At 64.8% G+C, this 13,398-nt stretch carries 12 protein-coding genes; 9 read left to right on the top strand and 3 right to left on the bottom strand.

Features of this window, described 5'->3' with window-relative positions:
- Window positions 1–155 precede the first annotated feature (155 nt).
- Window positions 156–1,112: an AraC family transcriptional regulator gene (locus CI15_RS31830; protein WP_082814369.1), complete on the top strand. Its 957-nt coding sequence runs from the start codon at window positions 156–158 to the stop codon at window positions 1,110–1,112.
- Between the two features lie 3 nt (window positions 1,113–1,115).
- The gene (locus CI15_RS31825; RefSeq protein ID WP_062136713.1) at window positions 1,116–2,291 is read left to right on the top strand and encodes an alpha/beta hydrolase family protein; all 1,176 of its coding nucleotides are present in this window, start codon (window positions 1,116–1,118) and stop codon (window positions 2,289–2,291) included.
- A gap of 35 nt (window positions 2,292–2,326) precedes the next feature.
- On the opposite strand, the gene CI15_RS31820 is transcribed toward CI15_RS31825, so the two are convergent.
- The gene (locus CI15_RS31820; RefSeq protein ID WP_062136711.1) at window positions 2,327–3,820 is read right to left on the bottom strand and encodes an MDR family MFS transporter; all 1,494 of its coding nucleotides are present in this window, start codon (window positions 3,818–3,820) and stop codon (window positions 2,327–2,329) included.
- Between the two features lie 205 nt (window positions 3,821–4,025).
- Here CI15_RS31820 and CI15_RS31815 point away from each other — a divergent pair, with 205 nt between their 5' ends.
- The 4 genes from CI15_RS31815 to CI15_RS31800 all read left to right on the top strand — a co-directional run bounded on the left by CI15_RS31815 (window position 4,026) and on the right by CI15_RS31800 (window position 6,659).
- Window positions 4,026–4,301 carry a DUF1488 family protein gene (locus CI15_RS31815; RefSeq protein WP_062138323.1) on the top strand — a complete coding sequence of 92 codons (276 nt, stop codon included), beginning with the start codon at window positions 4,026–4,028 and terminating at the stop codon, window positions 4,299–4,301.
- A gap of 329 nt (window positions 4,302–4,630) precedes the next feature.
- Window positions 4,631–5,266 (top strand): carbonic anhydrase, encoded by a 636-nt coding sequence (locus CI15_RS31810; protein WP_062136708.1) that lies wholly within the window; start codon window positions 4,631–4,633, stop codon window positions 5,264–5,266.
- Between the two features lie 230 nt (window positions 5,267–5,496).
- Complete coding sequence (locus tag CI15_RS37935) at window positions 5,497–6,228, top strand: hypothetical protein (RefSeq protein WP_241496004.1); 732 nt, start codon at window positions 5,497–5,499, stop codon at window positions 6,226–6,228.
- A gap of 14 nt (window positions 6,229–6,242) precedes the next feature.
- Window positions 6,243–6,659 (top strand): DUF4279 domain-containing protein, encoded by a 417-nt coding sequence (locus CI15_RS31800; RefSeq protein ID WP_062136706.1) that lies wholly within the window; start codon window positions 6,243–6,245, stop codon window positions 6,657–6,659.
- A 122-nt stretch (window positions 6,660–6,781) separates the two neighbouring features.
- Here the strand turns inward: CI15_RS31800 and CI15_RS31795 are convergent, their stop codons facing one another.
- Window positions 6,782–9,103, bottom strand: a complete 2,322-nt coding sequence (locus CI15_RS31795) for a PA14 domain-containing protein (protein ID WP_241496003.1) — start codon at window positions 9,101–9,103, stop codon at window positions 6,782–6,784.
- A gap of 245 nt (window positions 9,104–9,348) precedes the next feature.
- Between CI15_RS31795 and CI15_RS31790 the strand changes: the two genes are divergently transcribed.
- Window positions 9,349–10,248: a DMT family transporter gene (locus CI15_RS31790; protein ID WP_062136703.1), complete on the top strand. Its 900-nt coding sequence runs from the start codon at window positions 9,349–9,351 to the stop codon at window positions 10,246–10,248.
- Between the two features lie 276 nt (window positions 10,249–10,524).
- Window positions 10,525–11,307 carry a DUF4148 domain-containing protein gene (locus tag CI15_RS31785; RefSeq protein WP_062136700.1) on the top strand — a complete coding sequence of 261 codons (783 nt, stop codon included), beginning with the start codon at window positions 10,525–10,527 and terminating at the stop codon, window positions 11,305–11,307.
- A gap of 6 nt (window positions 11,308–11,313) precedes the next feature.
- Here CI15_RS31785 and surE read toward each other — a convergent pair whose 3' ends face one another.
- Complete coding sequence (gene surE, locus CI15_RS31780; protein WP_062136697.1) at window positions 11,314–12,093, bottom strand: 5'/3'-nucleotidase SurE; 780 nt, start codon at window positions 12,091–12,093, stop codon at window positions 11,314–11,316.
- Between the two features lie 118 nt (window positions 12,094–12,211).
- Between surE and CI15_RS31775 the strand changes: the two genes are divergently transcribed.
- Window positions 12,212–13,387 carry an epoxide hydrolase family protein gene (locus tag CI15_RS31775; RefSeq protein ID WP_062136694.1) on the top strand — a complete coding sequence of 392 codons (1,176 nt, stop codon included), beginning with the start codon at window positions 12,212–12,214 and terminating at the stop codon, window positions 13,385–13,387.
- Window positions 13,388–13,398 lie beyond the last annotated feature (11 nt).

The following is a 13,398-nucleotide window of genomic DNA, read 5'->3' as shown; positions in this document are numbered from 1 at the left end:
TCGACAGGCTTTCGGGTGTCAGGAAGCAGCGTGCTTCGTCGCTCATAATGTGACGCAGCGCGAGCCCGGCCGCCCGCATGTTGGCAAAGCGCGAATACGCGAAAGTCCGCAAGTTCTGCACCGCCTTGCGGCGCGCAGACCGCTATCGTGGCGCCATGATGAAGCCCAGCACCGAACGTGATTACCGTCGACGGATCGCTCGCGTGGTCGAGGCCATTCTGCTCGAGCCAGGCGCGCGGCACACGCTCGACAGCCTCGCGGCCATCGCGCATATGTCGCCGTATCACTTCCACCGGATCTATCGCGCGTTGATGGGAGAGAGCGTCGTCGACACGGTCAAGCGCCTGCGCCTGGCCGAGGCGGCGCAGCGGCTGACCGACGCCGCGCAGGTGACCGCGGTCGCGCACGACGCCGGCTACGACAGTCCTCAGGCTTTCGCTCGCGCCTTTCGTGACTTTACAGGCGTGTCGCCGAGCGAATTCAGGACGCGGCAGCGGCATCTGGTGGCGAATCCGGCGGCTTCGGTGGGCCGGCGGCGACAGGCGCGAGCGTGCGCCGGGCAGCGGGGCGACGGCGACGATAACACCTCAGCATTGCCGTCCGTCGAAATCGCCGAACTCGCGCCACTCGATGTGTTGTGCCTTCGCCATGACGGCCCGGTCGCGACGATCGGCCAGACCTTTCACACGCTGATGACGACGCTGCGCTGCGACGAGCATCCGTCATTGCAGGAGCGTGTCGGGATCTGCGCGCGCGACGCGTCGCTGGCGGGTGGTTTTCGCTATCACGCGGGAATCGTCGCGGGCTCGCCGTCGGCAATGGATGATGCGATGGAGCGGCTCGCGCAGACCACGCAAGGGGCGTGCGTTGCCGAGCCCCCGCCACGCGTCGAGCCGTTGCGGCTCGAAGGCGGCCTGTACGCGGTGCACCGCCTCGTCGGCCCCTATGCGCTGATCTCGCCGACGTTCAGGGCACTGTACAGCGGCTGGCTGCCGCGCAGCGGTTACCGGCGCGATCAGCGGCCGGGGCTCGAACTGTATCGAAGCTCGCCGGATCGCGGCGCGCTGCATCCCTGCATCACCGATCTACTGATCCCCATCCGCGAGGACTAACCCATGATGCGTCGAAGCTGTGCCGCGCTGTCGAGCGCGGTGGTGGTGTCGTGTTTGGTGGCGTTGTCGGGGGCGTTATCCGGCGCGCTATGGGCCGCGTTGCCGGCACACGCCGCCGCTCAAACCGCGTCCGCCGACTGGCACGTGGGCGAAACGCGTCGCGTGTTTCATCCCACCGTGGCCCGCAACTGGCGCGGCGCGCAAACGCAGGCGCTGATCACTCGCATCTGGTATCCCGCCGATGCGACGCAGCCGGAGACGCCACACGACTTCGGTGCGCCGGGCCATCCGATCTTCCTGGGTCACGCCGCCGCCGACGATGCGCCGCTGTCCGCCGCGCAGCCCAAATACCCGTTGCTGCTGCTCTCGCATGGCACCGGCGGCAGCGCTGACAGTCTCGACTGGCTCGCGGCGTCGCTGGCCGCGCAGGGTTATATCGTCGCGGGCGTCAATCATCCGGGCAACAACGCGCTGGAGCCGCGCACGCGCGACGGTTTCACCCTCTGGTGGGAGCGCGCGACCGATGTCAGCGAAGTGCTCGACGGCATGCTCGCAGACCCGCGTTTCGGACCGCGCGTCGACACGGCGCGAATCGGCGCGTTGGGTTTCTCGCTCGGCGGCTATACGGTGCTCGAACTCGCGGGCGCGCGCACCGATCGCGCCGCGTTCGAGCGCTTCTGTACGTCGCCCGAAGCCGATGCGATCTGCGCGCCGCCCGAAGCCGCGAATCTCGCGCACGCGCCGGGCGCGCCGGCGCTGACCGTGGAAGGGCTATCGGCGGAAACAAACGCATCGCGCGCGCGTTCGGACGACTCGTATCGCGATCCGCGCATCAAGGCCGCGTTCGCGATTGCGCCCGCGCTCGGCGAGGCTTTTAATGGCGCGTCGTTCAAGGAAGTGACGATTCCGGTCGCGCTGCTCGCGGGCGAGGCCGATACCACCGCGCCGGTCGGCACCAACATTCACCGCATCGCGGGCTTCATGCCGCAGGCGACGGTGACGATGGTGCCGGGCGCGTCGCACTACACCTTCATGGATGTGTGCGAGCCCGAGGTGATGGAGCGTCTCGCGCCGCTCTGCAAGGACGGTCCGGGTGTCGATCGCGCCGCGATTCATGCGCAGACCGCCGCACAGGTACGCGATTTCTTCGCGGCGACACTGCCGGCGGCCGGCTCGTAACGCGCGCCTTCGCGCCGTTCGCGACGCCGCGCGACTCAATCCTCGATGGGCGACAACGCTTCGAGCGGCACGGGCTTGTCCTCGCCGATGCGAATCGTCGGCACGAGCGCGAGCAGCACGACCACGAACAGCCCGATCACGAACATCGACACGAAGGTCAGATGCAGCGACTGGTGCAGCACGAGCCGGATCAGATCGCTATCGCCGAGATCGGCCGCGCGATTCTGCAACAGCGCTTTCAACTGATCCGACGTGACCGAAGCGGCGCCCGAGGTATGACTGAGCCCGAAGTTCAGCACCGCGCCGAACAGCGTCGCACCGAGCGTGCTGCCGAGATTGCGCGAGAACAGGTTCGACGCGGTCGCGCTGCCGCGTTCCTCCATGCGGACGATCTCCTGGATCAGCACGAGTGAACTGACGCTCGAGGTCCCCATGCCGAAGCCCATGATCAGCGACGCGAACCCGGCGACGAGCGGCGACGCGCCCGGCGACAGGAACAGCAGCAGCACCGCGCCGAGCGGCACGAACGCGCTGCCGCCGATCAGGATGCGCCTCAGCCCGAGCCGATGAAACGACTTCGCCGCGAACGTCGCGCCCGTGGGCCAGCCGACCATCATCATCGTGAGCGCGAGGCCGGCGACCACGGGCGAACGATGCAGCACGCCCTGCACGTACATCGGCAGGAAGGTGGTCGCGCCCATCAGAATCATGCCGGCCAGGACCGTCGCGCTGTTGCACGCGGCGATCGGCCGGCGGCTCCAGAGCGCGAACGAGATCATCGGCTCGGCCGCGCGACGCTCCTGCAGCACGAACAGCAGCGCGCTGAGCACGAAGACGCCGGCCGCGAACGAGGCTTGCGTGAACGCGTCGTCGGCCGCGTAGGTCAGCGCCATCATTAGCGCTGCGATGGCCGCCATGAACAACGCGGCGCCGGCGAAATCGATGGACGGCCGCGCATGCCGCTCCGATTCGCGCAGGAACGCGATGAAGCCCGCCGCCGACGCGAGCCCGATCGGCACGTTCATCCAGAAGATCCACGCCCACGACAGGTTGTGGATGATGAAGCCGCCGAGCATCGGCCCCACGACCGCCGAAATCGCCCACACGCTCGCGAGATAGCCCTGCACCTTGCCGCGTTCGCGCGCCGGGTACAGATCGGCGACGACCGTCAGCGTGACCGGCTGGATCGCGCCCGCGCCGATGCCTTGAATCAGACGGAACACGATCATCGCCGGCATCGACCATGCGAAGCCGGCCAGCACCGAGCCGACGAGGAAGATCGCGATGCCGACGAGGATCACCGGCTTGCGTCCATAGAGATCGGCGAGCTTGCCGAACACCACGGTCATCGCGGTCTGCGTGAGCAGGAACGACGAGAATACCCAACTGTATAGGTGCAGGTCGCCGAGTTGCGAGACGATCTGCGGCATGGCGGTGGAAACGATGGTCGCTTCGATCGCGACCATCGCCATCGACGCCATCACGGCGGCGATCACGAGCGGGCGTGAAGATTGAGGGCTGCGGGACATGAAGAGCGTAGTATCGGTATGTTGAATGTGTCGGCGGCGCACGGGAGGCCTTGCCGCGACGCATCATCGCGGCCGCGCGTGGCGGCCGCTCAGGAGTATGCACCTTGCGGAGAATGCGTGCTCGCACCCGGGCAGCCCGCTAACCGGCCGGTTTGGGCACGAGCGTTGCGTATTCAGTTTTCCCTTTGACACATGGAGGACGATGATGAGGATCGAATTCACCGGGCGCCGCGAGGTCGTGGCTGCTGCGCGCGTTGCCTACGAGGCCAATGTGGACGGGAAGGACGTTTGGTGCAGCGTGTCGCTCGACGCGCTCAATGACCATTTCGGCAATGGCACACTCGGTAATGGCAGCCCCTCGGCTCACGATCTGGTGGGAGCGTTCGAAGCAAACCGCGCGCGTATTGAAAATGCTACCCGGCGCGTGCTCGAACGAAACGGGGGGCAGTCCGTGGAACTCGAGACGCGGGACTTCGATTGATTGACTCGCCTGATTACATCGGTTCAGGCGATTCAGGCGATTCGGGCCGCGGTGGAAAGGACTCTTCCACCGTGGCGTCTGTATCCGCGACGCCGGCGCGGCTACAGTAGTGACGCACACATGGCACAACGCGTGTGAGCGAGAGAGTTGGACCCGGCTGCCGGCAGCCGGGTCTTTTTTTATGGTGCGTGCAAACACACCATTATTTCGCTGGCAATGCGCCGCAGGAGCGTCCGACGATTAGCACGGTGATTCGCGCGACGATTGAAAGGCTGCTGTATAGTCGCGGCAATCTATAAATCCATCTCTTCGATTCTCTGGAGAATATCGTGCAGGAAATCATCGAAGGCTTGATCCGCTTCCAACGCGAGGTCTTTCCACAGCAAAGTGCGCTCTTCAAGCGTTTGTCGACCGCGCAGAATCCCAGCACGCTTTTCGTGACGTGTTCGGACAGCCGCGTGGTGCCGGAACTGCTGACGCAGACCGAACCGGGCTCGCTGTTCGTGATCCGCAATGCGGGCAACATCGTGCCGTCGTACGGGCCGGAGCCGGGCGGCGTGTCGGCCACCGTCGAATATGCGATCGCCGTGCTCGGCGTGAGCGACATCGTGATCTGCGGCCATTCGAACTGCGGCGCGATGACGGCGATCTCGACCTGCACGAATCTCGAGCACATGCCGGCGGTCGCGAGCTGGCTGCGTCACGCCGATGCGGCCAAGGCGATCAACGCGTCGCGCCACTACCACTCGGATGCGGAGCGTCTCGATGCGCTGGTCAAGGACAACGTGATCGCGCAGCTCGGCAATATCCGCACGCATCCGTCGGTGGCGGTCGGGCTCGTGAACAAGACGCTAAGGCTGCATGGGTGGATCTTCAATATCGAAAGCGGCGAGATGCTCGCGCTCGATGGCAAGACCGGCCAGTTCCTGTCGCTTGCGGATAATCGGGAAATTTATGCGGTTTGAAGCGGGTATTTGATTCGAGACACTGACGTAGCGGCTTGATAAAAATCTTGCGTATAGCGAACGCGGCGCAGCGGATTTTCCGGTGCGCCGCGTTCGTTTTTGTGGATCGGCTAAGAGTATTCCTAAATGATGTAAAAAGTTTGTAATGATTGGTTAAGGTGGGCTCATGGGCGTTGAAGAGCTACTAGGATGCGGGCTTCACGTGTAACGATGAAGGTAGCGGAGTCCTGATGTTTTTTAGCCGCAACATTATGTACATAAAGGAGGCGTCGGGATTTTCCGCAGCCCTCCGGTGGCACAGCGCGATCAAGAAACTCACGCGAGAGGAATACGAAGAAATAAAGCGAGCGTTGAACGTCGCCCATGAGGCGTTTGTAAAGTGGGCGACCCCAGGGGCATGGACGTCGAGTGACGCGGATATGGACAGCCTGCGCGGGTTGTTGGGGCGCGTCAACGATAGCGGGCTGCGGATCAACATGATGAGTAACCACGAGGTGGCTAGCGAGATTCATCGGCAACTTCGGAGCCGCAGGCTGGTTTTCGTTCCGCCGCACTGGGAGGTCAATTGGTACCTCGAAGGGGAAAGGGCGAAGCGAATCCGGGAGGCGACGAGGGGGGATTCGCCGATACAACATGAATCGGCAGGCGGTGGGACAACCAGGCAAGCTGTCTCGGTTCGTGCCACTTCTGCTCAGCCCATGTTTGCACTCAGCGATGGTCAGCCGTTCGAATACACATCCGACATAGTGGGTGGTGACGTCGATCAACTGGCGGCTAGCACAAACAATCCGAAGTACGCCGCGAAGATGCTAGGGTACGACCAGAAAACGTTTGGCTGGATGCTGCATGAATTCAAACCGTCCAACGGCTTGGGCCCCGCGGACAACGTTATTTGGCACGATAACGGTGACGTCTACTTCCGGGGAAACTTCGTTGCCAATTTCCATGATTGGGCTGACTGATGGGATCATTATCAATGTCTGAACAACAGCTGGCGTACGCCACGTTTCACGTGATGGGTGATTCCGTCGTTCCCGCCTTCTGGACCAGGTATTTCGATGTAACGCCCGACATTGCCATTGCCAAGGGCCAACCGTTTACCACACCTTCAGGGCGCGTCAGTCGCACGCCGGGTCGCGTGGGTTTATGGGGCTTCGGCAGCAAGGAGTTCGTTGCCAGCGACGCGCTTGAACCCCACCTGCGATTTCTCATCGGGCGACTCGATCTCACACGAGCGGATCTGCGGGAGACGCTAACGCGTGAACGGGTAAAGGCCCGCTTCTGGTGCTATTGGGACAATGAAGCCGGCAACCGCGTCCCAGATATTCCCCACGACATTCGCGCAATGATGGAAGCGATAGGCGGCACCATCGACATCGACGAGTACCGCTAGCGCGTCTCACGCAAAACAAAGCGGCGCACCGTAGCCCCAGTGCGCCGCGTTGCATTTCGTGGGCTAGCCGACGCGGCACAGTCTCAACCCACCGTGCCGCTCAACCACCACTACACGCCCTATCAACTTGCCGTCACCAGCGATTCCGACGGCACGATCTTCAACGTATCGGGACTCTTCGCAGCCGGGTTCGACCACAGCAGATGCATGCTCGCGGGTCCCGTGCCGTGCACGTACTCGACCTTGATCGACACGCTCTGATTCGCGGCGAAGTGAACCTTGGCGCTCGAGGTGCCCTGCGTCGTGCCGGTCTTGTCGATCACCATCGCGCCGTTGATCCACAGACGCGCGACGTTGTCGCTGTCGATCGTGAACGTGTAGTTGCCGTCCTGCGTCGCCTTCAGCGCGCCGGTCCAACGCACGCCGTAGTTGGTCGCATTGACGCCCGCCGATGCATCAGGCGAATCGGTGCCGCGCTCGGTGTTCAGGTCGAAATCGATCAGCGGGGTGATCGACGTCTTCACCGGCGCCGCGCTGAAGGTCGGATCGTTGTAGTACGCGACCTGCAGCACCGGCAGCTTGACGTCGAAGCCGCCCGTCAGCGCCTGCGTTTCCGAGGTCTGCCACGGATGGCCGTCCGGGTAGAACGTCCCCTGGAACGGCGTGGCCGGTTCGACCGTCGCGGGCGCGCCCGGCGTCTGGCCCCAGTGGAAGCGCGTATTGGTGCGGCCGATCATCAGCTCCCACACGATGAAGCCCGTGGTGCCGCCGTAGTTCGCGACGATACCCGGCATCGTCTGACCCGTCGTGCCCGCGAAGCCGCGCTGCAGCGTCTCGGAGTTCAGCGCGCTGAGGCTGCTGCCGTTGACCGGACCCGTGTACGGATTGTTGTACGGATGGAAGGCATAGAAATCCGAGAAGTACGTGCCTTCGTCCTCCTGCACCTGAGGCGAGTTGATCGGCTGCGTGGCGCCTGCGTTCAGGATCGCGATACGCGCATCGTTCATCATCACCGCGCGGGTGTTCTGCAATGAACCATTGCCGCTACAGCCGGGCTCGTTCATCGGCTCCCAGAAGATGATGCGCGGGTCGTTGCGATGCGGTGCGACGAAGTCGGTGATGTAGCTCGCGAGGCTCTGCTTGTACGTGATCGCCGGGTTCGACGCGCTTGCCTGGAAGTACGCCTGCTCGATCGGCGTACCCGGCGACTGCACCCACTGGCTGTTATGCACGCCCCAGACCGGCGCGGGCTGCGGACCGTATTGCGGGTTGGGGTTCCAGCAGTCGTCGTAGAAGATCGGCGAGACCTTGATGCCGTGCCGCGCGGCGATCGTCAGCAGGTTTTCGAACTTGCTGAGGAAGGCGACGCGATCGTTGGCCCACACCAGATAGTGCAGGTACACGGCGACCGTGTTCATGCCGTACGTCTGCGCATACGTGAGCTCGCGGTTGACGATCTCGGGATCGTAGTTCTGCCAGAAGTCGATCGCATTGACCGCGTTGGACGGCGTATAGACCGCGCCGACCACCTTCGAAAAATCATAGACGGGCGAGGTCACGGTCGGATAGGTATGGATCGTGATGTTGCTGAACGACGCGCCGACTCCGAAGCGCCGCAGACCGAAGCTGCCCGACTGGAACGCCGCGGGCAGCGCGTTGGTCGCGTCGTTGACGCTCACCACGCGCTGGCCGTCGAGGTCGACGAGGATCGCGGTGCCGCTCGTCGTCACCTTCAGGTGATGCGTGCTGCCGCCGACGATCGTGCTGACCGGATACTGGATGAAGTTGGTCCAGTTGTTGTTCTGGCGGCCCACTACCAGCGTATGCGTGCCGGTGTCGAGGCCGATGAAATAGCCGGTCAGACTGTCCGGGCCGCCCGCGGTCGGGTTCGTCGTGCGCACGACGAAGCCCGCGTTCGCGGCGCCCGTGCCGACCGGCGCGGAGACGGTCACGTCGGCTTCATACGATGCGCTCGCGTAGGTCGTGGCGAGCGCGACGGCTTTATCGCCAGCGCCGGTGCCGTTGGCGGGCGGCGCGTCGATCGCAATGGTCGAGGCATTGGTGCCCGGGTGCCATGTGCTCGCCGAACCGGGCGCGAGGTAGCTCGTGAAGTCGCCGAACGACAAAGTCGTCGTCGAGATCGGGGCGGGTGGGGCGGGGGGCGTGTACGGCGCCAGATTCAGCGTCGGGTCCGCGATCACGAGCGGCGGGGTGGTCGTTTTCATGCCGACCGGGATGGGCCCGGCGGCCTTGAATTCCTTCTTCACATCGGCCGCGTCGGCAGAAGCCGCGGCGGCGGCCGAAGCCGCAGAAGCGGGCGAAACCGCCGTCGCATCGACCGCGTTGGTCTGCTTGTTCGCCGATGCGGATGGGTTGGGCGAACCGTCATTACCGCCGCACGCGCTCAGCATCGCGAGCGCGGCCAGCACAAAGTAATTGCGCACCTGTCTCTCCTGAGATTCCCGTCTTGTCGATGGTCATAATTATTATTAAATACGCATACTGCGAGTGACGCTGAAACGACGCTGTAAGCGCATGGAAATCGATATGAATAATATTATTAGTTTGTCTGATCAGTATCAGTGGATTCCCGGATTTGCCTGGGAGGGGCACGCGAGTTACGCGCGAGGGCGCGCGTGAGCGCAGGCATAATCCCAGTTCCCCATCCACGCCGCCCACAGACCCTTCCATGCCGCCCGTCGTCGCCGTCCGGCCGAGCGCCGTCCCGTTGCGCAGCGTCGCGCTGATCCTCGTGTCGATGTTCTGCTTCGCGCTGGTCGACGCGTTGGCGAAGTCGCTCGCGCTCGCTTATCCGGCCAACGAGGTCACGTTTTTCCGCATGCTGTTCGGCCTGTTCCCGGCCGTCGCGATGTGTCTGCGCGGCAAGCCGCTCGCCACGCGGCTACGGCAACTGGACGTGCGCGGACAGACCGTGCGCGCGCTGACGCTGCTCGGCGCCTCGGGCCTGTTCTTCGCGGGCTTGCCGTTCATGCCGCTCAGCGAGGCGGTCGCGATCGTCTATTCGGAGACCTTGCTCGTGATCGTGCTGGCGCCGCTGCTGTTGCACGAGACCCTGAAGCCGCGCGACGCGCTGGCGGCGGCGGTCGGTTTCGCCGGCATGCTACTGGTGGTGCGCCCGGACGGTTCGCAATCGAGCTGGCTCGGCCCGGCGCTGATGATCGCGAGCGCGTTGTGCGGCGCGCTGTCGATCATCCAGATCAAACGCATCAAGGCCAGCGACGATTCGGGCACAACCGTGCTGTACTTCACGCTGGTCGGCACGCTGGTGATGGGGGCGTCGCTGATTTTCGCGTGGCGCACACCGTCGTTCGATGCGCTCGCGATCATGGCCCTGCTAGGCGCGCTCGCGACGGCGGGGCAGTTGCTGATGACGATGGCGTTCCGCGACGCCGACGCCGGCGCGCTCGCACCGTACAACTACACGAGCATCGTGTGGGCCGCGCTGTTTGGCTACCTGGTATGGGGCGAGACGATCGGCATGATCTCGGCGCTCGGCATCGCGCTGATCGTCGGCAGCTCGGTCGCTGTCGCGATGCGCCGCAAATCCGAGGAAGGGCCGCTCGTTTAACCGGCATTCGCGTCGCTGAAAACAGGGTCGAGAACGGCGTCGGAAAAAATTGCCTGGCACTCCAACCAAAGTGTCCGTTTAGACGGACGAATACCCGTCGGTTTCGGACACATGCCCGACCAGATCCGCCGATTGGCCGGTTGTCGGGCCGAAAAGGAAAACACTTGTAGTCCGGATCGCCCACACTTTGATCCGTGGGTTCTTCCGTTGCGCGTGCGTTGACCTGGGCGGTCGATCTGTAGGAAGGGGGAGCGTGCCTTGTTTAGCGAACCGAGAATGATCGTGTTGACGTGCCTCGCCTTCGGCGCGGTGACGATTGGGGCATACGTGTCGCAGTTGGACAACGACTGGTCGTCCGGTCGGGACGTGAGCCTCGTCACTGATGGCGAGCGTGGTGTCACCGGGGATGGCGCGGCGACGCCGCCGAGCGAAGGCCGACCCGGAGCGACGGCGAGCGCACAGGGCCTACGCCGCCACGCGCTGCGTGACGACGTGGCTGCCTCGCGGGCTCTGACGAACCAGTCGATTGGCGCCCAGGCGGGCGACGCGCTCGCCATCGCGGCGCTACAGCTCGCGCGGGAGACGAACCCGCCGCAGCAGACGAACGCGGCGCCCCAGCCTGCGCTGAAATCGAGCCGAATCCAGACGTCGTCGACGGCAAAGAACGAGCGCGCACCCCAAAGCCGCGTTGCGCATGGCGAACACACGAAAGGCGCGTCGGGCAACTCGAAGAAACCGCACTCGACGCAAAGCGTTGCGACGACCTCGGGCTCCCACCATGCTCGGGGCGGCAGTCACAGGAGCGGTTCGAGCGCCGAACGGTCCGCAAAGAGAGCGGCCGGCGTTGCGCCAGGGGAGTGGTCGCTCTATGCAGGGCAAGGCTCGGATTCGTTACCGCCGATACCGCGCGGTGGGCTCACGTCGCAAGCCGATACCCCGGCGATCGCCGGCAACGCCCCCAAGACGCGCGCCCAGGTCCAGGCCGAACTCGTGCGCGCGCGTGAGAACGGCACCATGCCGGCGTTCGGGAATCCCCAACCAACGGGGCCGCGCCCCTGACCTCCTTCAGCGCAACGACGCGGCGAGTCGCGAGAAGGTCGCTTCGTCGGTGCGATCGAACGCGAGCGGCGTGACCGCCACGCGGCCCGCCGCGACCGCCGCCGTTTCGCTGTCGGCATCGTTCGCGCGCGGGCCGCGCTCGAAACGCAGCCAGTGATACGCGATACCGCGCGGGTCGACTTCCGGCAGCACGTCGATGCCTTCGACGAGCCCGACGCCCTGGCGTGTCGGCGTCAGCGGACCGGCATCGGCGGGATCGACGTCGGGAAAGTTGATGTTCAGGCAGGTCGGGGCCGCATGTTCAATCGCGAGCAATTGACGGATCACGCCGGGTGCGAGCGTGCGCGCGGTGTCCCAGCGCACGCGCTCGCGGTCAGTGAACACCTGGCTCAGCGCGAACGACGGCAGCCCCAGCAGCAGGCCTGTCATCGCCGCGCCGACCGTGCCCGAGAACATCGTTTCGATGCCGAGATTGCCACCGCGGTTGACGCCGGACAGCACCAGCGACGGCGGCGCCTCGCGCATCAGATGACGCACGCCCATCACGACGCAATCGCCGGGCGTGCCGGTCACGCCGAAACGGCGCTCGCCCTGGCGGCTCACGCGCAGCGGCGAATGCAGGCTGATCGAATGCGACGTACCGCTCTGGTCGTGCTCGGGCGCGACCACCCAGACTTCGTGCGCGAGTTCGGCGGCGACGGCTTCGAGCACGGCGAGGCCGGGCGCGTCGATACCGTCGTCGTTCGTCAACAGCACTCGCGGCAGCTTGGATTCGTCAGCGGACATCTCGTCAATCTCCTGTGGGTCGGTGAATGAAGCGTACGGAAGGGAGGTCCATTATCCGGCTTTCGTGCGAGGCGGGTACGATGACGATGAACCGCCAACCGATGCAGGACGACCCGCCATGCAGATCGACCCCTTCGAGATTGCGATCGCCGACGAGGACATCGACGATCTGCAGCGCCGCATCCGCGCCACCCGCTGGGCGCCCGCCACACCCGCACCTGCATGGCAGCAGGGCGCCGACGGGGCCTGGTTGCGCGAGCTCGCGACCTATTGGGCTGGGCATTTCGACTGGCGCGCGGCCGAACGCAGGTTGAACCAGCTGCCGCAATATCTCGCCGACGTGCGCGGCCAAACCGTGCACTTCGCGCATCGGCGCGCGGCCACTGTCGGGCCCGGCTTCGAAGCTTATCCGCTCGTGATCACGCACGGCTGGCCCGGTTCGTTCTTCGAGTTTCACGCGCTGCTCGATCAGTTGTGCGATCCGGCCGCGTTCGGCGGCGATCCCGCCGATGCGTTCCACGTCGTCACGCCGTCGCTGCCCGGCTTCGCGTTTTCGCCGGCGCCCGCGCAGGGCGGCACCTCCGCGTTCCAGGTCGCGGACCTGTGGGTCGCGCTGATGCGCGGGCTGGGCTACGAGCGTTTCGGCGCGCAGGGCGGCGATCTCGGCGCGGGCGTGTCGATCGCGCTGGCCGCGCGTCATCCGCATGCGGTCGACGGCATTCATCTGAACTTCCTGCCGAGTTCCTACGAGCCCGCGATTAGCGCCGAGCAGCAGCCGCTGAGCCCGGCCGAGCACGACTATCTGCGCGAGAAGAACGACTGGGTGGCGCTCGAAGGCGGCTACGCCCATCAGCACGCCACGAAGCCGCTGACGCTCGCCGCGTCGTTGAACGATTCGCCGGTCGGGCTCGCCGCGTGGATCGGCGAGAAGTTTCGCGCGTGGAGCGATTGCGGCGGCGAACTGGAAAGCGTGTTCTCGAAAGACGATCTGCTGACCAATATTTCGCTGTACTGGTTCACGCAGTGCATCGGCCCGGCGATGCAGATGTATTGGGAAAACCGCCTGCAGCCGATGCGTTTCTCCGGCGCCCAGCGCATCGACACGCCCGTCGGCTTCGCGCTATTTCCGAAGGAGATCAATCATCCGCCGCGCAGCTGGCTCGAGAGGACTTTCAACGTCGTGCAGTGGAGCGACATGCCGGGCGGTGGCCATTTCGCGGCGCTGGAAAAGCCGGCGCTGCTCGCGGCCGAAATTCGCAAGTTCTTCAGGCCGTTGCGGCGCAAAGCGCGCTAACGCGAGGCCAT

It is taken from the genome of Paraburkholderia monticola, from assembly GCF_001580545.1.
GTDB lineage: Bacteria > Pseudomonadota > Gammaproteobacteria > Burkholderiales > Burkholderiaceae > Paraburkholderia > Paraburkholderia monticola.
This window is presented reverse-complemented; position numbering and strand designations above follow the sequence as displayed.